The following is a 21,497-nucleotide window of genomic DNA, read 5'->3' as shown; positions in this document are numbered from 1 at the left end:
TTCCTTTTAATTCCTGATATTCTAGGGTTCGCATGAGTACAAAATTTATCTTCGTTACTGGCGGGGTTGTTTCTTCGTTGGGTAAAGGTATTGCAGCAGCGTCGTTAGCCGCAATTTTAGAAGCACGTGGTTTAAACGTGACTATTTTAAAGCTGGATCCTTACATCAACGTTGACCCAGGCACTATGAGCCCAATTCAGCACGGTGAAGTATATGTTACTGAAGACGGTGCAGAAACTGACCTTGATTTAGGTCACTATGAGCGTTTCATCCGTACTAAGATGAGTAGCCGCAACAACTTCACACAAGGCCGTGTTTATGAAGATGTTTTACGACGTGAGCGTCGCGGTGAATACCTTGGTGCAACAATTCAGGTTATTCCACATATCACAAACGACATTAAGCAACGTGTATACGACGGTGCCGAAGGTCGTGATGTAGCCATCGTTGAAATTGGTGGTACAGTGGGTGACATTGAGTCACAACCGTTCTTAGAAGCAATTCGTCAGCTTGGCACAGAAATCGGCCGTGAGCGCGCATTGTTTATTCACCTAACGCTTGTGCCATTCTTAGGCCCTGCAGGTGAAGTTAAAACTAAACCAACACAACATTCAGTAAAAGAATTACGTTCGATTGGTATCCAACCAGATATCTTAATTTGTCGTTCTGATCGTAAATTACCTAATAACGAGCGCGCAAAAATCGCACTTTTCACTAACGTGGAAGAAAAAGCCGTTATTTCATTACCAGACGTAGAAAGCATCTACAAGATCCCAGCGTTACTTAAGTCACAAGAACTTGATAACTTTGTGTGTCGTCGTTTTTACCTTGAGTGCCCAGAAGCAGATTTATCTGAGTGGGAGCAAGTATTATATCAAGAGTCTAACCCAACGGGTGAAGTGACAATTGGTATGGTAGGTAAGTACATTGAACTACCAGACGCTTACAAGTCAGTAAACGAAGCATTAAAGCATGCGGGTCTTAAAAACCGTTTAACAGTGAACATCGAATACGTTGATTCACAAGACTTAGAAAGCAAAGGCACTGAGATGCTTTCTCACCTTGACGCTATTTTAGTACCAGGTGGTTTTGGTGGTCGTGGTGTTGAAGGTAAGATTTTAGCGGCTAAATACGCACGTGAAAACAAAGTACCTTACCTAGGCATTTGTTTAGGTATGCAAGTGGCACTTATTGAGTATGCGCGTAACGTTGCAGGCCTTGCAGATGCAAACTCAACGGAATTCAATGCAAAATCAGCACACCCAGTGGTTGGCTTAATCACCGAGTGGCAAGATGCCGACGGTAACGTTGAAGTACGTGATGAGCAGTCTGACCTTGGTGGCACAATGCGTTTAGGCGCACAAAAATGTCACTTAACGCCAGGCTCTAAAGTAAGTGAAGTATACGGTAGTGACGAAATTGTTGAACGTCACCGTCATCGCTACGAAGTAAATAACCACTACGTAGAACAGCTTGAAAAAGCAGGTTTAAGTTTCACTGGTTTATCTGAAGATAAGAAACTAGTCGAAATTATCGAAAATAAAGATCACCCTTGGTTTATTGCCGCGCAATTCCACCCGGAATTCACGTCAACACCACGTGATGGTCACCCGCTATTTGAAGGGTTTGTTGCAGCTGCACACACTCACCAAAAAGCGTCATCGTAATTTAAATAGGCCGTGCTATATGCACGGCTTATTTGTTTTAAAAAGCCAACGAATTAACAAAGTTGGCATAAACTCACCATTTTCGGGAAAAGAGGAATCAAGATGTCAGAAATCGTAAAAGTGATTGGTCGCGAAATCATGGACTCGCGTGGTAACCCAACTGTTGAAGCTGATGTACATTTAGCTGATGGTTCATGGGGCCGTGCTGCAGCACCTTCTGGTGCATCAACAGGTACTCGCGAAGCGCTTGAATTACGTGATGGTGATAAAGCACGTTACTTAGGTAAAGGTGTTTTAAAAGCGGTAGGTTATATCAATAACGAAATCGCAGCGGCTCTTAAAGGCCAAAGCGCACTTGATCAACAAGCTGTTGACCAAGTAATGCTAGATTTAGACGGCACTGAAAATAAAGAAAAATTAGGTGCTAACGCAATCTTAGCGGTATCTTTAGCAACAGCGAAAGCAGCTGCAAACTCTAAAGGTGTTGAGCTTTATGAGCACATCGCTGACTTAAATGGTACGCCGGGCGTTTACTCTATGCCATTACCAATGATGAACATCATCAACGGTGGTGAGCACGCAGATAACTCTGTTGATATCCAAGAGTTCATGATCCAGCCAGTTGGCGCTACAAACTTCCGTGAAGCACTGCGCATGGGCGCAGAAGTATTCCACAGTCTTGCAAAAGTACTTAAAGCAGACGGTCACTCTACATCAGTAGGTGATGAAGGTGGTTTTGCACCAAACCTTGAATCAAATGAAGCGGCACTTGCTGCAATTAAAGTGGCTGTTGCAAATGCAGGTTACGAGCTAGGTAAAGACATTACTTTAGCGCTAGACTGTGCTGCATCTGAGTTCTACGACAAAGAAGCAAACATCTACGACCTGAAAGGCGAAGGTAAAAAATTCACGTCAGAAGAATTTAACTATTTCCTTAAAGACCTAACAGAGCAGTACCCAATTGTTTCAATTGAAGACGGCCTAGATGAGTCTGATTGGGACGGTTTCGCACACCAAACAAAACTAATTGGCGATAAAGTTCAATTAGTAGGTGACGACCTTTTCGTAACAAACACGAAAATCTTAAAGCGTGGTATTGATAACGGTATTGCTAACTCAATCCTAATCAAGTTCAACCAAATCGGTTCATTAACTGAAACGCTTGCTGCGATTAAAATGGCAAAAGATGCTGGTTTCACTGCTGTTATCTCTCACCGTTCAGGTGAAACAGAAGATGCAACAATTGCAGATCTTGCTGTTGGTACAGCGGCTGGTCAAATTAAAACAGGTTCATTAAGCCGTTCTGACCGTGTTGCTAAATACAACCAACTTCTTCGTATTGAAGAAGCGTTAGGTGAAAAAGCACCTTTCAATGGTCTTAAAGAAGTGAAAGGTCAATAATAAACACACCGTTTATTTATACTGATAAAAACCTCCTGCGGGAGGTTTTTTTATGTGTGAAAAGTTAAGCTTGAAAAAAGCAAAATAAAAAGCCGCGTGACTTTCATCACGCGGCTTTCTTATTAGTACGCTTGGGTATTAAAAAGAGTAGCTGTAACCTACTTGAAGGGTACGTGGCTTACCAGGTTGAATACCTCCGTTTGCACGGTTTGCAACGTAGGTTTTGTCAAACAGGTTGTCGACCGTTAGGTATACTTTTTGTTTGTCGTCGATAAGGTATTTAGCGGCTAAATCCCACACTACACGGCTGTCAATTGCGTTACGACCTGAAGTTGATAAGTCAGCGTGTGCATCAGACACATAACGCATTTGCGTATCAAACACAAAGCTTGAGAACTCGGCACCAAACGAAAGCGCTAGCTGGTTTTCTGGTACATATGGCATAGCATCACCACTTTTAACGCTGCCCCAAAGATCTGATTCAAAGTCATTTTCAAACTCAGAGTTTGTGTAGGTATACGTTAAACGCACAGGGAATGAGGCTGTATCTGTTGCAAACACTTTACCGGCGCTCACTTCAAAACCAGATACCGACACTTCACCGTAGTTGTACTGGTCGCCAATGTTATTGTCGTTACAGCCTACAGCAGCAGTACAGTTACCGTGCATGTTCGTGTAGTCAGAGTTAAAGTAAATCACTTCACCATTAAAGCCTGCATAGTCGTAACGACCTCCAAGCTCAATGTTAACACTCTCTTCTTCTTCTTGATCCGCATTACCTGGTGCTGCTGGCGCATACCCTTTTTGAATACCAGCAAGTAGCGTTAAGCTATCGCTAACAGTGTATGTTGCGCCCAGTGACGGCACTAAAATTTCAGTGTCGTTGCTGATATTTTTAGTTAAACCGTTTGCACGTGTTGGATCTGATTTTGCCCATTCTTCACGTTTAATCGTGATATCTTCATAACGCAGACCCGCGCTAATTACTAATGCGTCTAATGACCACTCATCTTGAATGAATAGCGTTGTAGCTTCAGCGCTATCTACACGGTTGCTATCTGAACCTGGTACGCCTTTTTCAGTTAGCGTCATTGAAAGGTCTTGATTAAGCGTGTATTTGTCTTGCCATTGGAAGCGATCCATTTCGTCTTCGTGATAACGCGCACCCACTGTAATGTAGTGGTTACCCGCAGGAATATGGAACTCTGTTTGTAAACCTTTCGCTTGGTAGTCACGGTTATTTGCTTTAACAGCAACCCCTTCGATACCTTCGCTGGTTGGGTTTGCTTCAAATTCGCTGTACTGTTCAAGGTAGCTTGAGCTTACTTTGCTCGCTTTATACCAGTTACGGTGGAAGTCATTTAAGTAAGCAGTTGCAAGTAACTCGTAACCTTTACCAAAGCGATATGCATAGTTAACTTGGTATGCATTGTGTTGCGTGTTCATTTCATCATTTTGCGAGGCAGCATAACGACGATATGGGTTTTCTTGGTAGTCTGCATCGGTTAAGCCCATGTAAGTTTCATCAGAGCGCTCGTCTGAGTATTTAACTTTCATTTCAAGGCTGTGAGCTTCGTTATCACCAAAATCAAAACCAAACTTTAATAAGAAGTCGTTCTTTTCAAAACCAGAGTTATCGCTACCAACCGGTAATTCTTTAAAGCCATCTGCGCCGTAAGTGAATACTTCAACTAAGCCTGCTGCATTGTTTTTCTTTTTACCGAAGTATGCGTGGCCTTTGTAAAAACCATCGCTACCTAGTTCAGCGTTTAATAAACCTTTAGAACCTTCGGTCGGTAAGCTGCGTGATACTAAGTTTAAAACACCGCCCGTTGTACGTGGACCATATTTAACCGATGCAGCACCTTTAAGTACTTCGATAGACTCCATGCGGCCCATAGTAGGGAAGTAGTAAGCCGATGGTGCAGAGTAAGGAGCAGGAGCAACAAGAACGCCGTCTTCCATTACAGAGATTTTATCGTTACGGCCAGTACCTGTACCACGCATACCAATGTTAGGGCGTAGACCATAGCCATCTTCTTCTTGAACGTATACACCGGGTACCGCACTTAAAACACGTGAGATGTCGGTGTATTCAAACTTTTCAAGATCTTGCTCGCTGATGAAAGTAGCAGAACCCGGAATATCGTTAATAGCAGATGCAGAGCCAATGACAGTAATTTGCTCGAAGTTCTTTTCTTCTTTAGTTACATCTTTAGCAAAAGCATTAGCGCTAAGTGATAACGCTATGGCAGTAGAAAGAGTTGAAACAATAAACGTAGGTTTCATTGTGCGTCCTGTGTATGTTTAGATTTTTTTAACCGGCGCAATTTAAACATGTAAAGTAATACGAATCAATCCTATTTGTAATAAAATTGATATAAAGCATAAGTTCATGAATTAAAATGAAAATAATAAATACAGTAGTATTGTAGTATTATTTGTGTGCGAGACCTCGTTAAGTAATACTTAACGATGTGCTGATTGGGTGAGTATGATGCAAAGGTAATATGTGTTGCTGCATAACACGCTAACCCCTTGCAGGTTATAAGTTTAAACCTGCACGGCGAAAACGTGCCCACAAGTAGGGTATTGCAGAGGGGGGGATTAGGTGTCAGCGTGCAATTTATTTTGCTAGAAACGCCTTAATACGAAACATAGAAGGCGTTTTAATGCCGAAAAAAGACTTTCAAGGTGAAATAAAACAACACTCATCGAAATACTCATCCATCGAAACGCACAACGAAACACTCACATCCACATCGAAATACTCAATCAATGAATTAATCGCCACTCGCTTACGTTAAACGCAGCGCAATAAACTCGGCAAGTTTATCAACTGCATTGCCCGGTTCGTCAGCTCGCTTAATTAAACTAATTCCTATTTGGCCTAATTCAGGCAGATCCTTGGTGTGTAGTTGATAGTTTAGCTCATTCGGTACGGTGCTTTTTGCTAAAACAGTAATACCTAACCCTTCTTTTAATGCCGCAGTAAGGCCTGTTAAATCGGCATTACTGTACGCAATACGGTATTTAATCCCTGCGTGCTGCAATGCCTCAATCGCGCGGCGACGATAAATACAGCCCTCGGGAGCGGTAACAAGGGTAACTACATCGTTTTGTGCTAGGTTTAAATCACCTACCCACACCAGTTGATCTTGCATAAAAATAGGGAACTTGGCCGACTCGAGTTCTTCGTTTAGAGCAAGCACCAAATCAAACTGATCTTGGCGCGATACCGACAATAAATGTTTACTTAAGCGCGAGCGAACCTCTAGCGATACATCAGGGTAGAGCGCCACAAAGTCGCCAATAATAGAAGGCAAGATACGCGCAGCAAATTCGCTGGGAATACCTAAGCGCACTTTACCGGTTACGTTTTCGCTGGTGAACTGCTGCAAAATGGCATCGTTTTGTTGCAACATTTGTTTTGCCAAAGGCAGCAATAACTCACCGTATTGATTGAGTACTTGGCGTTGCCCTTGCTTTTTAAATAGCTTGTGGCCAAGCATATCTTCAAGCCGTTTTATTTGCAGACTAACCGCCGGTTGCGACAGCCCTAATAACTCGCCAGCTTTGGCAAAGCCACCTACTTCAACAACCGCAACGAGGGTGCGTAAACTATCGGTAGAAATATTTTTCATTTAAAAATTCTATTTATAGGGCTGCATATATAAGTATTATTTATCAATTGATAAATAATTACAATTTGTTGTTGCAAGCACGGGGCAATATACTTCAAGCATTAAAGATTGATAGGTGTCACATATGACTTTTACGCCAATAATGTTTGCTCGTCACAGCCAAGCTAATACGCCAGCAAACAACGTGCTACAAGCAAATAGCGATACTGCCATTATGGATTTTAGTGGCACTGAAGCAATCCCATTTTTAACGACTATTTTAGGTCTTGATATTAATAAGCTAACCGCCAGCGGTTTAGGCTTACGCAGCTCATTAGACGATGACCTAACAAGCAGCTACGCTTATGCGTTGTATTACTTTAACGAGACCGCTTTTCGTTTTGTACTCGCCAAAGACGCCAGCGTGCAGCTACAGTCGCTAATAAACGAGCAACAACTGCGTTACGATATTGATTATGTTATGCGTAACGACTTAAGCGCGTTAACCTTAAGTGGTGAGCAAGCGTTTGATGCCTTGGTAGATAACTTTAAGCTAACACCAGGCCTGCGTTTATCTGACATGCGCAGCTGTTATGGTGCACAAAGCGGTGAGGTATTTATTACCGCGATTGATAACCAAGATCAGCAGCAGTTTCAACTGGTAGCGCGCCAAGCAGAGCTTGATAAATGGCAAGCGCACTTACAGCAGCTCGGGTTTGATTTAACCTTAGCGGATGTTGCTTAAAGTATAAATTTTAAAAACAGCTACACACTTGGGTGTTTAGCTGTTTTTTGTAGTTACAAATCGCAATTTGGGTGTGACAACTGTGCAACTAATGTATAATCGCCGCCCATGTTATTCCCCCTCATTAAATTGAGGCCACGCCCACTCAGTGGGTTAATTTAAAAGTGAAGGAATATTATGACTTCTAAAACAGTTTTACATGCTAAGCACCTTGAAGCTGGCGCAAAAATGGTTGATTTTCACGGCTGGGAAATGCCAATCAACTACGGCTCACAAATCGAAGAGCATAATGCGGTTCGCACAGATGCAGGTATGTTTGACGTATCGCACATGACAATTGTTGATGTGCAAGGCGAACAAGCACAAGCGTTCTTACGTAAGCTAGTAGCAAACGACGTTGCTAAGTTAACGGTACCGGGTAAAGCACTTTACACAGGTATGCTTAACGAAGAAGGCGGCGTAATCGACGACCTTATCATCTACTTCTTCTCAGAAACTGACTACCGTTTAGTTGTTAACTCAGCAACCCGTGAAAAAGATTTAGCGCATTTAGCTAAAGTTTCGGCTGATTTCGCCGTAACGGTTACTGAGCGTCCTGAATTTGCAATGATTGCCGTTCAAGGCCCTAATGCACGTGCTAAAACGGCCACTGTACTTACTGCAGAGCAACAAGCTGCTGTTGAAGGTATGAAGCCGTTTTTTGGTGTGCAAGCTGGTGATTTATTTATTGCAACAACAGGCTATACTGGCGAAGATGGTTATGAGATCGTAGTACCTAACGATCAAGCTGCTGATTTGTGGCAACAACTTCTAGATGCAGGCGTAGCGCCAGCGGGTCTAGGAGCACGTGACACACTTCGTCTAGAAGCAGGTATGAACCTTTACGGCCTAGATATGGACGAAAGCGTATCACCACTTGCTGCTAACATGGCGTGGACGATTGCGTGGGAGCCAGAAGATCGTAAGTTTATCGGTCGTGAAGTATTAGAACAGCAACGCGCTGACAAAAGCACAGACAAACTAGTTGGTTTAGTGCTTGAAGAAAAAGGCGTATTGCGTAGCGGTTTAAAAGTCATCGTTGAAGGTGGTGAAGGGGTGATTACCTCTGGTACATTCTCACCAACACTTGGTCACAGTGTCGCTCTTGCACGCGTTCCGCGTTCAACTGGCGAAACAGCTCAAGTAGAGATGCGTAAAAAACTGGTTAACGTTAAGGTTGTTAAACCTTGCTTTGTACGTAACGGTAAATCAGTTATCTAAGTAATATAAAAAATTTGGTGTTATCACCCAATATAAACCAAAGGAACAAAAAAATGAGCAATATCCCAAGCGAATTAAAATATGCTACTTCACACGAGTGGGTTCGCGACGAAGGTGACGGTACGTTTACTGTAGGTATCACTGAGCACGCACAAGAACTTCTTGGCGACATGGTATTCGTAGAATTACCAGAAGTTGGTGATGAAGTTGACGCGGGTGAAGACTGCGCAGTAGCAGAGTCTGTTAAAGCAGCATCTGACATCTACGCACCAATCAGCGGTGAAATCGTTGCAATCAACGAAGATCTTGAAGATTCGCCTGAAACAGTAAATAACGACCCGTACATCGACGGTTGGTTATTCCGTATCAAAGCATCTGACACATCAGAGCTTGATAACCTGTTAGACGCTGAAGGCTACGCTAACACGATCGACGAAGACTAATTAATTAGTCACGCCGACTAAAAGCCCCGTCTAGATCCCCAGCTAATTAAATGCGTAGCTTGGGTTTCATAGGGGCTTTTATGATTTTATAGCTTACCTTTCCATACGCTGTAAGTTATTGAATCACCCTGTTTTTAAGTTATTGCCAGTTACCCATTGGCAGTAACCACTTTTTTTTGGATCATAGGAATCTGGACAAATGTCAAACGCCAAATCTCTTGAACAATTAGAGCAGAAGCAAGATTTTATTCGCCGTCACATTGGGCCAAGCCCAGCGCAAGTAAGCGACATGCTGAGCGCTCTTGGAGTATCGAGTGTTGAAGAGCTGATCGGTCAAACGGTACCTGCAAGCATTCGCTTAGAGCAAGGTTTATCAATTGGCGAAAGCCGCACTGAAGTTGAAACACTAAGCTACTTAAAATCTGTAGCAAGCAAAAATAAAGTGTTCAAATCTTACATTGGTCAAGGCTACCACCCAACTCACGTACCACACGTAATTTTACGTAACGTACTAGAGAACCCAGGCTGGTACACGGCGTATACACCATACCAACCAGAGATTGCACAAGGTCGTTTAGAATCATTATTAAACTTCCAGACTATGACCCTAGACCTAACTGGTCTTGACCTTGCAAGCGCATCGTTACTTGACGAATCTACAGCTGCGGCTGAAGCAATGGGCCTTGCAAAGCGTGTTGCTAAATCAAAATCAAATGCATTCTTCATCGCTGATGACGTACACACACAAACAATCGACGTTGTTGCGACACGTGCAGAGCAGTTCGGTTTTGACGTTATCGTAGGTAAAGCGGCAGAAGCGCTAGACCACGACATTTTTGGTGCGTTATTCCAATACCCATCAACAACGGGTGAAATTACAGACGTAACTGATTTAATCGCTGGTGTTCAAAGCAAAAAAGCAATTGCCTGTGTTGCCGCAGACATCATGAGCTTATTACTACTTAAAGCACCGGGTAAACTTGGCGCAGACGTAGTACTTGGTTCAGCACAGCGTTTTGGTGTACCTATGGGTTACGGTGGTCCACACGCTGCATTCTTTGCAACACGCGACAAGTACAAGCGTTCATTACCGGGTCGTATTATCGGTGTATCTAAAGACCGTTTAGGTAACGACGCACTACGTATGGCAATGCAAACACGTGAACAACACATTCGTCGTGAAAAAGCCAACTCAAACATTTGTACAGCGCAAGTATTACTCGCGAACATGGCTGCGTTCTACGCGGTTTACCATGGTCCAGAAGGCCTTAAAACAATCGCTCAGCGTATTCACCGTTTTGCTGATATTTTAGCGACTGGCTTAAAAGCGAAAGGCGTAAACCTTAAGCACGACACATGGTTCGACACCATTACCGTTGTTGCAGACAACAAAGACGACGTTGTTGCACGCGCAGTAGCAAATGGCGTTAACTTTGCGTCAAACCGTGCGGGTGAATACTCAATTTCTGTATCAGAAACAACAACGCGTGCAGACGTAGCAGAGCTATTCGACATCATTTTAGGTGACGACCACGGCCTAAGCGTTGACGCACTTGCGAACGAAATCGAAGTAAATGGCAGCAACTCAATTCCTGCAAGCCTAGTACGCGATGACGAAATTCTAACGCACCCTAACTTCAACTCGTACCACAGCGAGACTGAAATGTTGCGTTATATCAAGCGTCTAGAAAACAAAGATTTAGCGCTTAACCACTCAATGATCTCATTAGGTTCATGTACCATGAAACTTAATGCGACAGCAGAGATGATCCCAATCACTTGGCCTGAGTTTGCAAACCTACACCCATTCTGCCCACTTGATCAGGCAGCGGGTTACCAAATCATGATGACTGAGTTACATGATTGGTTAGTAAACATCACAGGTTACGATGCCGTTTCACTGCAACCTAACTCAGGTGCACAAGGTGAATACGCAGGCTTAATCGCTATTCGTAAATACCACGAGTCACGCGGTGAAGGTCACCGTAACGTATGTTTGATCCCAAGTTCAGCGCACGGTACAAACCCAGCGTCTGCACAAATGGCAAGCATGAAAATCGTGGTTGTTGACTGTGATAAAAACGGTAACGTTGATATGGCAGACCTTAAAGCGAAAGCCGAAGAGGTATCTGAAAACCTATCGTGTATCATGATCACATACCCATCTACACACGGCGTTTACGAAGAAACAATTCGTGAAATCTGTGACATCGTGCATCAGCACGGCGGTCAAGTGTACATGGACGGCGCAAACATGAACGCGCAAGTAGGTGTTACAAGCCCAGGTTCAATCGGTTCTGACGTATCGCACCTTAACCTACACAAAACATTCTGTATTCCACACGGTGGTGGTGGTCCAGGTGTTGGCCCAATCGGTGTTAAATCTCACCTAGCGCCATTTATGCCTAACCACAGCGTAATTAACGTTGCTGGCACAAACATTGGTAACGGCGCGGTTTCTGCAGCCCCTTACGGCTCAGCAGCAATTTTACCAATCTCGTGGGCATACATTGCCATGATGGGCTCTGAAGGCTTAAAACAAGCAACAGAAATGGCTATCGTGAACGCTAACTACTTATCAGAGAAGCTAAGCGAGCACTACCCAATTTTATACCGTGGCCGTAACAACCGCGTTGCGCACGAGTGTATTGTTGACTTACGCCCACTTAAAGAGCAAACAGGCGTGACAGAAATGGACGTAGCTAAACGTCTTCAAGACTACGGCTTCCATTCACCAACTATGTCATTCCCAGTAGCTGGCACACTGATGATTGAGCCAACTGAGTCTGAGTCTAAAGTTGAGATCGACCGTTTCATCGAAGCCATGGTGTCAATCAAGTCAGAAATCGACCGTATCGCATCTGGCGAATGGTCAATTGAAAACAACCCGCTAGTGTTTGCACCGCACACACAAGCTGACGTACTAGGCAATGAGTGGGACCGTGCATACGACCGTTTCTACGCAGCATTCCCAGTACCAAGCGTAGCAAAAGACAAATTCTGGCCTACAGTAACGCGTATCGATGACGTATACGGCGACCGTAACCTAGTTTGTTCATGCCCTGCGGTTGAGACATACCGTGACTAAGTTTTGATTAAATTCAAATGCCAAAAAGCCGTTGCAGCAATGCAACGGCTTTTTTGTTGGAGAAAGTTAGCGAGTTGCGAGGGGAAAGTTACGAGGAACGAGTTTCGAGATGTGAGTTGTAGGAGGCGTTTTAACGCCGAAAAAAGAGTTATTAGATATCAGTCGTCAGAAGTCAGATTAAGAATATAAGTTAGCGAGGGGAAAGCGTAAAGAAGCTAGTTTGTGCCTACACATAGCTAAGGCTAAACACGCTACCGTAGGCGTGAAATTTATTTCGCGCGAAGTTTTTTGATCGCAGAGAATTATGGTAAGTCGAGTAAAGTCAAAAAGAAAGACCTGACCCCAAACATTCTCGGGTCAGCGCTTCTTAGACAAAGTCATCAACCTCAATATTCCTGATGTTTATCAGTACGGTGAGTCTGCTTTGATAGAACAACTTGAAAAACGCAGAAAGGCAATGCAATTTGAAGAGTTGTTTGCTCGTATTGAATCGCCATCTTCTACTCGTGCGGCACTACGTCTTTTTAATGTTAGCAATGAAGAGCTTGCGGCAACTTTTAAGCCTAGCCCAACTGAAAGCTAATCTTAAAAATTAGTAACTAGTAGCCGAAATTACTCGTCGAAAAGAAGTTTATAAAAAATCTCTCGCTGATATGATCATCTTCAATGAGTTGGAGCTTACGATTTCTCAATAGTGCTTTTTTCCATTATTAATGACATAAACACGATACTACAGTGAAAAAAAACATTATTGTGTGTCTGGTTATTTGAGGAAAGATCAAACAAAAGGCATTGCTGCCGTAAAATTTTTCCGTTGCGCTCCAAAATTGCCGCAGTGTGTGGTGTTAGGACTTTGGTTAATAGAAAATAGAGGATTGTCTTGAAATATATTTCAATTGATGGAGATGACGTAGGCCGTAAGATTACGTCACTATATTTAAGTAACAATGAAAAAGGTCTTTCTCAGCTAAGCCAATTGCTAAAGGACTCCACAAAAGAAATTGCTGAGTTATTAGATGGGAATGAATTTAAGGTGATTTTTTGTGCTGCTGATGGAGTTGTAGCATCTATTGATAAAGATGTTGATATATCTAAGATCTTTGACGAGATACAAAAATTAGCTCCTCAAGGAATAACTTTTTCAGCTGGATTGGGAGCAAGTTTAAGGGAGTCATACATGGCCCTAACATTTGCTAAATGTAACGGAAAGAATTGCCTTCATGACTATTCTGTATTGTCAGCAGGTGAAGGCGGAGTTGAATGTGTTTAGGATAGTAAGATTTGATCTCCTTCTTAAATATATAGCTTTTGCAACCGTTGTGTTGAGCATGGGTATATATTCACTTATTCAAACATATTGGTTTCCACAGTTTTCTCTGTTTAAGGTTGTAACCATATCATCAATTGTAAGTACCGTTTTAGTGATGTTATTACTGACATCATTTGTGTCTAGAAAGGTATGGGCAGTTCTATCATGGTTTGACAAGTCAATGTATCCTGATTTAAATGGAACATGGGAGGGTGAGATAACTTTAGAAGATGGTAGTAATCTAGTCGCAAGAGCTGTTATTCGACAATCCTTACTTGCAACACAAGTTGATATGCATGGTGAAACTACAAAATCAATAACCTTAGAGACAACACCAACAATTGAGCAAGGCCAAAGAAAGCTATATTACGTATATCGTTCAACCCCTAAAAATCCTGAATGGCATTCCTATAATGGATCTACGTTGTTCGATATCCGAACAGTTGGCGATAAAAAAAATAAGAAATACGAGTTATCCGGAATTTATTATACAGATAGAAAAACAATTGGAAGGATTCGATTGACCCAAGTATGTACAAACTCAAACAAAGATGTTTCCTTTTATTGAAATGAGCCTGATAGAGGGTTTCAGGCTCGCGTCTTGCGCTGTGCATGAATTATCTGGCACAAAACACGCTTTCGCTATAACCTGCAATTAGTCACTCCAGAAGAAAGCTAAATGAAAAGCTGAATTCCGTTCGGGCTATTAAGTCAAAATATGGCTACTTAATTCACACATTAGATAGCCATTTTATCAATTGCTTATGCATTCAGCACATCATAATCTCCGCTATAAAAACGTCAAAGAGTACCAAAATCACTCTACTTTTAGCCCATTAACCTTCCTCGTAAAATTATTGCAATTAACCTCTTGAAAAACATATGGTTCGCTCAAATATTGATCAAATGATATTTGGAACAAAGGGATAATATGCACGATTACGCAGTATTTGGTCACAGTAGAGCCACTATAGGTAGGTGGTTAGGAGTTTCCTCGGTTGTTATTACTGGGGCAATTTCGAGTCTTATTAGTTACTTGCATCAATTAACGGGATTTCAGGCGGTAACAAGCGTTGCTATCACGACAGGTATTGTCTACTTCGCATTACACTGGTTGTTCAATAAGTATGCTTGGAAAATTCCGTTTTTTAGTATCCCTGACCTAACAGGCGTTTGGAAGGTCAAAGGAACAACTCTTGATGAGGATGGAAACAGTAAGTATGAATGGGAAGCAGAGATAGATGTTGAGCAAACTTGGGAAAAAATGGTTATCTGTTTAAAGACCAGTAAAAGTTCCAGTGAGAGCTATACCGCAACATTAGCAAAAGCTAATGGTAGTCGAGGTGGTTGGTTACTGAGTTATAGCTACAACAATAATCCAAATATAGATCAATTTCACGAGCTTAATTCACACAAAGGTTATTGTGAAATTTTGCTTAACAAAGAGCTAACTAGCGGTACTGCGGCTTATTTCAACAGCAATGGCAGACGTACTTTCGGTAAGATGGATTTAAGTAGAGAGCAACATGATTAATTTTGACAATAGACTAAAAAGCTTAAAAGACCGCAGACAAGGAACCCGTGAACGGATATTGCTTGAAAATAACCTTTCTCAGTATGACAGTCGTGATTTTAGGACTAGAGAGAGTTATGAACAATTAACTGAAAGCGCCTCAATAAAATACGCAATAGGAGCTATGGCAGCAGTTGACAATAATTCAACCCGAATTTCAATTCAGGAGGGTGAGCGTGTCGCGGATACTTTAATTTCCATGTTAGCTAGTGCAGGAATCCAAGCCGTGAAGGAAGTTCAAGGCTCTGTAGCTCTTGATATACATATTGAAGGCCATTCTGACGTAGACATGCTCATCTTAAAAGATGATATTGTATTAGTTCAAACTCCGAAGCTTGACGGTTCACAATGTGTTGCGTCTGATCAACGGCCCATGAAAGAGATAATAAAAGAACTAAGACTAAAATCAGAGGAAAAGTTAACATCACGGTATTATGAAGCCACGGTTGATTGTTCGGGAAATAAATCCATCGCTCTAAGCGGTGGTAGCCTTAAGAGAAAAGTAGATATTGTTCCTGCATGTTGGTATCACACACATGATTATCAACGCGGTAGACAAAAGCATGATAAAGAAGTCCAAGTTTATCATAAGGCAGACCATGCATTGATTGGCAATAAGCCATTTATGCATATTAAAAAAGTAAATGATAAAGATTCGCTATATTCTGGAAATCTAAAAAAAGTAACTCGGTTAATGAAGAACTTAGTAGCCGATATGCCAGATTATAAAAAGAACAAGGCTAAGCGTTTATCCAGTTATGACTTAACTGCGATTGCATATGCAATGAATGAACAACTTAGCTGTCCATCTTACATGTCGCTGGCGTTAGTAGAGCGCTTACGATCACATTTATCATTGCTTGTAGCATCAGAAGTGCTCAGAGATCAAATTATGGTTCCAGATGGTAGCCGCAAAGTTTTCAATGAGGAAGGTAAATTAGAAGCCTTGCAAATTTTATATAGCGAAGTTGATGATTTAGCTAAGACTATTTTTAATAGCTTGAGGCCGTTTGCCACAACTCATTATGATTCTAATGCACTAACGCAAAAGCATGTTTATCTATAATGCAATATCACTGATATGTGATGGTAATTATGGATATCTTTATCGGTGCTAATGCGCTTCATATAGCTCCTTAAACGAGGAGAGAGCGCTCTCCCCATTTTTTCGTCATAGGTGTTTTTGGCTTAGATATGGGATCTCCTGATGTCTGTTAAATGGATATCTGATAATAGGAAATGAGCCTTTTAAGGTAAGCAGGGTAATTGGAGAGAAAATTTTTAATTGATTTTCAGCGTTCAAGTCGTCACTAATTCAAAGCATGCAGCTGATAGTGGGGATGTAATTATGCAGTCTTTAGTTATGGAGTAATACTTTGATTTATCACGGATTAGATGACGAACACATAAATTTTGCTTTAGATCCTATTAAGCACAAGAGTGTTCTCGGTGTCTCCTCTAGCCCTTTTTTAAGAGCCATTGATTTTTGTCGAAATCTTTTGTTCCAGAACAAGACAGATGTGGAGGAATTCGAAGAATTCCTGTTCGATATACTCGTTCAAGCTGAACAGCAAATATGCTCTCTCTTAAAAAATCCGCCTAACCAACAGTACGATGGTGATGATGCTCGATTTCTCAGTAAGCTTAAGGACTATTTGCGTATCATCGTTGCAGTAAGCAATGAGGATGCTTCTAATCAGACGTATAAGCACGCAATCTTGAAATACATTGATGATCAAATAGTTGTCTCTTTCAGTTACCAAGTCGATAGGCTTTCTGAGCGCTATAAAATTAAGAGAGAGCACTTTTTGTTGGTTGATAGCTCTTTAGTGGTTTCAGCCATGATACTTAGTGAGATATATGCATTCATTAAAGCTGGTTATTTATGTGTTCAAAAGCTAAAAGGTGGTTTCCAACTCGAATTAAATGATGCCGCACATCATTATCGTGAAGCACATGGAATTTCAGAGCTGCTAGAAGATAAATCCAATAAGTCAGACTGTTTTAATCTGTATCAGGCTACGTCATGGATGAACCTCCGCTATACACCGCCAGAATTAGCCAGTCATCTGATAGATGAAGTATTCGATAAGGTTTTGTCCATTAAGACGAGATACATATCTGATGAAGTCAAGTCATCCAAGCACTACAGGTTTATGAGGGAGTGTGTCGCCATTCTTACATTTGCCGAATGTTTTAAGCTGAGAGATTTTGATGTACCGGCTACGTTTTTTATTGAGAACAAGCTCTGCCGTTCTGACTCAATGTCAATTATCATCAATAACTTAAGGGAGCTGAATACACTAGAAGGCAAACATTTTAGTGCGTTAACTTTTGATGGTAAATCTTTTAAATCCGGCAATTTAGAGTTCAAACTAGCAACTCGACATGTTGCCTATAATTCTTCCAAGCTGCTCACTAGAGATGCCGATGTGAAGAAGGACCTAATAAAGTTTGGGGATATCTTTGAAAAGGATTACATCTTTCGATATGTGCAAAGTCTCGATCCAGCTAGATATCATGTATATCCCAGTATAAGCCCTAATAATAATGCCGAAGTTAAAGGTTACGATATTGACTTGGTTATAGAAGATAAATCCTTTAATCAGTTTTATTTTGTACAGGTAAAGTATCGAACCAAATGGTTGCCTAAGTTTTACTCAGAACGTTACTGGGAGCTGAATACTGGCATACTAAAAGACTACGAACGTCAATTAAGGATTTTTAAGGATAATTTCAATCATCCGAGTATCCGACAAAAGCTAAATCATCAGAAATATAAAGGGTTGGAGAGAGCCACGAAAGAAAACTCTCACTTTGTATTTTTGCATAATCTACCATTCTTGAATTTTTACGAATTCGACGGAATTTATTTCTATGAGTGGAACTTGTTCCGCAACCTAATGCAGGGTGCAAAAACATACTGGAAGCAGGGAGCAACAAATGGAGTCGAAAATCGTAAATCATTCATGCTTCATGACACTGTAGCTGCAATTGCAGCCTATTCAGGCAATGATGAGGAGAAAACATCTATTGGGCCAGACCTTGGTGCTTACATTAACTCAGTGATGCAACTGAAAGTAAAACATCGTGGTACTACTACCCATGTAGACATGCCTTTGATTTAGAATTTCATGCTTGATTTTATGTTCTGCTGTAATCAAACAGGATACTTTGATCTAGGGAATCCCCTGATAATTCCTTTTACAATCAATTAGTAGATACGCATGGTGTTGTTTGATCTAATCAATTTCGCCAAAAACAAACTAGAACAACACCATGCGTGACATTACGATACTACATGACTCTCTTAACAATCAATGCGCTTCCATCCACAAAAAACGTCTTAATTCTCTTATGGTTGCCACTAAATCATTACTAGATGGTGCTCAACTCTCTTTGACCCAACTGGGCCGTAATATCTTTGGCATTGTTGCGCCTAAACACACTATCAAACGCATTGACCTCTTGCTTGGTAATTGCCACATCAATAACGACCGATTGACGATATATCGATGGCATGCAATGCACCTTTGCGGTGCTAACCCTATACCTATTGTGCTTGTCGATTGGGCCGATGTGAGAGAGCACTAAGTTTAATGATATTGCGTGCCTCCATTAGTGTTCAAGGACGCAGCGTGACCCTTTATGAGCGTACTTTTGAGTTCAAAGATTACAATGCACCTCGCAGCCACAATACTTTTCTGGCTGAATTGGCAAAGGTGCTTCCGAATAGCTGCTGCCCGCTAATCGTCACCGATGCTGGTTATCGCAATACTTGGTTCGCCCAAGTCGCTAGTCACGGCTGGTTTTGGTTAGGGCGTGTTCGTAGTGACATCAGTTATCAGCATGTTGGAACGCCTCAATGGCACTCCAATAAGTCGCTTTACCTAACAGCGACAAACAAAGCCAAATATATCGGCCGTGTTAACCTCGCCAAGAAAAGCCCATTGCCCTGTCATTTACACCTGTACAAAGCGAAAGAAAAAGGTCGTAAAGACCGCCGTTCATCTAAAGCAGGAAGAAACCATACCGCTCAAGCAAGATATGGAAGAAGCAGTAAAAGCTGTGGTTATTGGCAACCAACTTACCGCCTAACCATTTCAACTCAGTCCAAATCACAAAGCTCTACGCTAAGCGAATGCAAATTGAAGAGACTTTTCGAGACTTGAAGAGTCCACAATACGGCATAGGGTTGAGGCACTGCAAAAGCCGTTGTCCGAAGCAGCTAGATGTGTTGCTGCTCATCGCTATGCTGGCAGAAATTACCTTATGGCTCATTGGTATCATCGCCTTGCATCTAGGCTTGCAAAAAGCACTTCCAGGCCAACACCATTCGGCACCGGCCATTGATGTCAATTGTTATGTTGGGGAAAGAGGTACGGCGAAGAGAAAACTATCAAATAACAACGCAACATTTACGCTGGGCAATGCATGAATACATCAAGTTAGTTCACACTGCTGGGAGACCTGAATTATTAGGGTTTTCTAGATTAGGTGTGGTGAGTAACAGTTCGGTTTCCAACATGATTGGCTTTTGGAGCTAGAAAGTTATTCTCAAATTAGGCAGAAGTTTCCAACTTTATCTGTTCGATTTACTTTATTAACTCATTGATTTAGAGATATTGAAATTGCTGAATAGTTTCCAACTAGATTTGATGTGATCATGATTAAATTCAAATGCCAAAAAGCCGTTGCAGCAATGCAACGGCTTTTTTGTTGGAGAAAGTTAGCGAGTTGCGAGGGGAAAGTTACGAGGAACGAGTTTCGAGATGTGAGTTGTAGGAGGCGTTTTAACGCCGAAAAAAGAGTTATTAGATATCAGTCGTCAGAAGTCAGATTAAGAACACAAGTTAGCGAGTTAGCAAGGGGAAAGCGTATATAAGCTAGTTTGTGCCTGCATATAGCTTAGGCTAAACACGATACCGTAGGCGTGAAATTTATTTCGCGAGTAAATTAGAGTAAAGTCAAAAAGCAAGACCTGACCCCATTTCTTTTGACCCCATTTCTTTCCCCAGAGTAAAGCGCAACTCAACGGGCTATTCAGTATTTTGTTTTAAGTTATAAAAACGATTAAATATCAAAATACTAGGTAGACAAATTAGGATAGGTGTCTAACATCAATTTTAAGTGAAGATAGGGAAGTCCTAAAACACACTGTTTTTATACGGTAGTGAATAAACCGACCTTCAATGAACATGAGTTAGCTTTATAAAATATGCTGGGTAAAACGCCATAACTCGAATGGCGAGCTACTGTAACTAGGGAGTGTAAGTATGGGAATCTTTGAGCGCTATTTATCTGTGTGGGTCGCGATATCTATTGCCGCTGGGGTTGCGTTAGGCATTGTTTATCCGCCTTTGTTTGAAGCGATTGCAAAGCTCGAAGTTGCACATGTCAACGTGGTTGTTGCTGTTTTTATTTGGGTGATGATTTACCCAATGATGGTGCAGGTCGACTTTTCAACCATTAAAGAGGTCGGTAAAAACCCGCAAGGCCTAGTATTAACTTTAGTGATTAATTGGCTTATTAAGCCGTTCTCTATGGCTGCATTAGGGTGGCTGTTTTTCGAAGGATTGTTTGCCGACTTTGTTTCACCGGAAACGGCTCAAGAATATATTGCGGGTATGATTTTACTGGGGGTAGCCCCTTGTACGGCAATGGTGTTTGTGTGGTCGCAATTAACAAAGGGCGATGCTAATTACACCTTAGTACAAGTGTCGGTAAACGATATCATCATGATTTTTGCTTTTGCTCCTATTGCTGGTTTATTACTCGGTGTGACAGATATTCATGTACCGTGGGGCACCTTGTTTATATCTGTCGTGTTGTACGTGTTATTGCCTTTAATCGCGGGTGTACTTACACGAAAAAGTATTAATCGTTCAGGGCGAGACGAAGCGTCTATTGCTGGCTTATTGGATAAGTTAAAGCCGTTTTCTGTTATTGGCTTGTTGGCAACCGTGGTACTTTTATTTGGTTTTCAGGCGAATACAATTATTGAGCAACCTTTAAATATTGTATTAATTGCTATTCCATTAATTCTTCAAACCTACGGCATTTTCATTATTGCTTACTTTATTGCGGTAAAACTTAAGCTTAAACACAACATTGCAGCACCCGCTTGTTTAATTGGCACTTCAAATTTCTTTGAGTTGGCGGTAGCCGTGGCTATTTCTCTTTTTGGCTTACATTCTGGTGCGGCATTAGCAACGGTGGTTGGCGTGCTTGTTGAAGTACCCGTTATGCTTTCTCTTGTAGCTATTGTGAATAAAACTAAACATTGGTTTACCGAATAATAGAGATTTAGCGCCTAAACTAGACTGTAAACGTGAAATTTATTTTGAGCGAAATTTTATACTACAGAGAATTATAGTGGTTAGAGTAA

The 21,497-nt window shown here is 41.6% G+C and carries 16 protein-coding genes and 1 pseudogene; 15 read left to right on the top strand and 2 right to left on the bottom strand.

The features are described from left to right. Positions 1 to 32 precede the first annotated feature (32 nt). Together H3302_RS11510 and eno are read left to right on the top strand one after the other, a co-directional pair. Positions 33 to 1,667, top strand: coding sequence for a CTP synthase (locus H3302_RS11510; protein WP_036966637.1), 1,635 nt, complete (start codon positions 33 to 35; stop codon positions 1,665 to 1,667). A gap of 102 nt (positions 1,668 to 1,769) precedes the next feature. Beyond that, positions 1,770 to 3,068 (top strand): phosphopyruvate hydratase, encoded by a 1,299-nt coding sequence (gene eno, locus H3302_RS11505; RefSeq protein ID WP_182395307.1) that lies wholly within the window; start codon positions 1,770 to 1,772, stop codon positions 3,066 to 3,068. 138 nt (positions 3,069 to 3,206) lie between these two features. Here eno and H3302_RS11500 read toward each other — a convergent pair whose 3' ends face one another. After that, on the bottom strand, positions 3,207 to 5,357 hold the full coding sequence (locus tag H3302_RS11500; RefSeq protein WP_036966643.1) for a TonB-dependent receptor domain-containing protein: 2,151 nt from the start codon (positions 5,355 to 5,357) through the stop codon (positions 3,207 to 3,209). Positions 5,358 to 5,740: 383 nt separating this feature from the next. On the opposite strand from H3302_RS11500, the gene H3302_RS19930 reads away from it, so the two are divergent. Continuing rightward, positions 5,741 to 5,875, top strand: a complete 135-nt coding sequence (locus H3302_RS19930; RefSeq protein WP_259369857.1) for a hypothetical protein — start codon at positions 5,741 to 5,743, stop codon at positions 5,873 to 5,875. Here the strand turns inward: H3302_RS19930 and H3302_RS11495 are convergent. Beyond that, entirely contained in the window at positions 5,867 to 6,712 is an 846-nt protein-coding gene (locus H3302_RS11495) for a LysR family transcriptional regulator (RefSeq protein WP_036966646.1), read from the bottom strand. The two genes, H3302_RS19930 and H3302_RS11495, sit on opposite strands and share 9 nt — an antisense overlap. Positions 6,713 to 6,836: 124 nt before the next feature. Here H3302_RS11495 and H3302_RS11490 point away from each other — a divergent pair, with 124 nt between their 5' ends. The 12 genes and pseudogenes from H3302_RS11490 (at position 6,837) to arsB (ending at position 21,408) form a co-directional block, all read left to right on the top strand. Further along, the gene (locus tag H3302_RS11490) at positions 6,837 to 7,436 is read left to right on the top strand and encodes a hypothetical protein (protein ID WP_036966649.1); all 600 of its coding nucleotides are present in this window, start codon (positions 6,837 to 6,839) and stop codon (positions 7,434 to 7,436) included. Between the two features lie 177 nt (positions 7,437 to 7,613). Then, positions 7,614 to 8,696, top strand: coding sequence for a glycine cleavage system aminomethyltransferase GcvT (gcvT, locus tag H3302_RS11485; RefSeq protein ID WP_036966652.1), 1,083 nt, complete (start codon positions 7,614 to 7,616; stop codon positions 8,694 to 8,696). Between the two features lie 53 nt (positions 8,697 to 8,749). After that, positions 8,750 to 9,139, top strand: a complete 390-nt coding sequence (gene gcvH / locus H3302_RS11480) for a glycine cleavage system protein GcvH (RefSeq protein ID WP_036966655.1) — start codon at positions 8,750 to 8,752, stop codon at positions 9,137 to 9,139. 199 nt (positions 9,140 to 9,338) lie between these two features. Continuing rightward, positions 9,339 to 12,227: an aminomethyl-transferring glycine dehydrogenase gene (gene gcvP / locus H3302_RS11475; protein WP_036966657.1), complete on the top strand. Its 2,889-nt coding sequence runs from the start codon at positions 9,339 to 9,341 to the stop codon at positions 12,225 to 12,227. A gap of 424 nt (positions 12,228 to 12,651) precedes the next feature. Further along, the gene (locus tag H3302_RS11470; RefSeq protein ID WP_182395305.1) at positions 12,652 to 12,810 is read left to right on the top strand and encodes a hypothetical protein; all 159 of its coding nucleotides are present in this window, start codon (positions 12,652 to 12,654) and stop codon (positions 12,808 to 12,810) included. A 297-nt stretch (positions 12,811 to 13,107) separates the two neighbouring features. Continuing rightward, complete coding sequence (locus H3302_RS11465) at positions 13,108 to 13,497, top strand: mCpol domain-containing protein (RefSeq protein WP_182395303.1); 390 nt, start codon at positions 13,108 to 13,110, stop codon at positions 13,495 to 13,497. Beyond that, positions 13,448 to 14,104: a hypothetical protein gene (locus tag H3302_RS11460; RefSeq protein WP_259369856.1), complete on the top strand. Its 657-nt coding sequence runs from the start codon at positions 13,448 to 13,450 to the stop codon at positions 14,102 to 14,104. Before H3302_RS11465 ends, H3302_RS11460 begins: the two co-directional genes overlap by 50 nt. Before the next feature lie 363 nt (positions 14,105 to 14,467). Further along, the gene (locus H3302_RS11455; protein ID WP_173359072.1) at positions 14,468 to 15,070 is read left to right on the top strand and encodes a pancortin-3; all 603 of its coding nucleotides are present in this window, start codon (positions 14,468 to 14,470) and stop codon (positions 15,068 to 15,070) included. After that, positions 15,063 to 16,175, top strand: coding sequence for a hypothetical protein (locus H3302_RS11450; RefSeq protein WP_182395301.1), 1,113 nt, complete (start codon positions 15,063 to 15,065; stop codon positions 16,173 to 16,175). Before H3302_RS11455 ends, H3302_RS11450 begins: the two co-directional genes overlap by 8 nt. 310 nt (positions 16,176 to 16,485) lie before the next feature. Beyond that, entirely contained in the window at positions 16,486 to 18,237 is a 1,752-nt protein-coding gene (locus H3302_RS11445) for a hypothetical protein (protein WP_182395299.1), read from the top strand. Positions 18,238 to 18,388: 151 nt separating this feature from the next. Beyond that, positions 18,389 to 19,656, top strand: a pseudogene (locus H3302_RS11440) (IS4 family transposase). A gap of 729 nt (positions 19,657 to 20,385) precedes the next feature. Beyond that, entirely contained in the window at positions 20,386 to 21,408 is a 1,023-nt protein-coding gene (gene arsB / locus H3302_RS11435) for an ACR3 family arsenite efflux transporter (protein WP_065978635.1), read from the top strand. Positions 21,409 to 21,497 lie beyond the last annotated feature (89 nt).

The organism is Pseudoalteromonas sp. MT33b (genome assembly GCF_014117385.1).
Lineage (GTDB): Bacteria > Pseudomonadota > Gammaproteobacteria > Enterobacterales > Alteromonadaceae > Pseudoalteromonas > Pseudoalteromonas lipolytica.
Note: the sequence above shows the minus strand (reverse complement) of the source record. Positions and strands in the feature narration are given on the sequence as shown.

Excerpts from the sequence above, each read along its gene's own strand:
- H3302_RS11460 (WP_259369856.1), top strand. The coding sequence starts at position 13,448 with ATGACTATTCTGTATTGTCAGCAGGTGAAGGCGGAGTTGAATGTGTTT.
- H3302_RS19930 (WP_259369857.1), top strand. The coding sequence starts at position 5,741 with ATGCCGAAAAAAGACTTTCAAGGTGAAATAAAACAACACTCATCGAAA.
- H3302_RS11455 (WP_173359072.1), top strand. The coding sequence starts at position 14,468 with ATGCACGATTACGCAGTATTTGGTCACAGTAGAGCCACTATAGGTAGG.
- H3302_RS11510 (WP_036966637.1), top strand. The coding sequence starts at position 33 with ATGAGTACAAAATTTATCTTCGTTACTGGCGGGGTTGTTTCTTCGTTG.
- gcvP (WP_036966657.1), top strand. The coding sequence starts at position 9,339 with ATGTCAAACGCCAAATCTCTTGAACAATTAGAGCAGAAGCAAGATTTT.
- H3302_RS11495 (WP_036966646.1), bottom strand. The coding sequence starts at position 6,712 with ATGAAAAATATTTCTACCGATAGTTTACGCACCCTCGTTGCGGTTGTT.
- gcvT (WP_036966652.1), top strand. The coding sequence starts at position 7,614 with ATGACTTCTAAAACAGTTTTACATGCTAAGCACCTTGAAGCTGGCGCA.
- H3302_RS11490 (WP_036966649.1), top strand. The coding sequence starts at position 6,837 with ATGACTTTTACGCCAATAATGTTTGCTCGTCACAGCCAAGCTAATACG.
- eno (WP_182395307.1), top strand. The coding sequence starts at position 1,770 with ATGTCAGAAATCGTAAAAGTGATTGGTCGCGAAATCATGGACTCGCGT.
- H3302_RS11450 (WP_182395301.1), top strand. The coding sequence starts at position 15,063 with ATGATTAATTTTGACAATAGACTAAAAAGCTTAAAAGACCGCAGACAA.
- arsB (WP_065978635.1), top strand. The coding sequence starts at position 20,386 with ATGGGAATCTTTGAGCGCTATTTATCTGTGTGGGTCGCGATATCTATT.
- gcvH (WP_036966655.1), top strand. The coding sequence starts at position 8,750 with ATGAGCAATATCCCAAGCGAATTAAAATATGCTACTTCACACGAGTGG.
- H3302_RS11500 (WP_036966643.1), bottom strand. The coding sequence starts at position 5,357 with ATGAAACCTACGTTTATTGTTTCAACTCTTTCTACTGCCATAGCGTTA.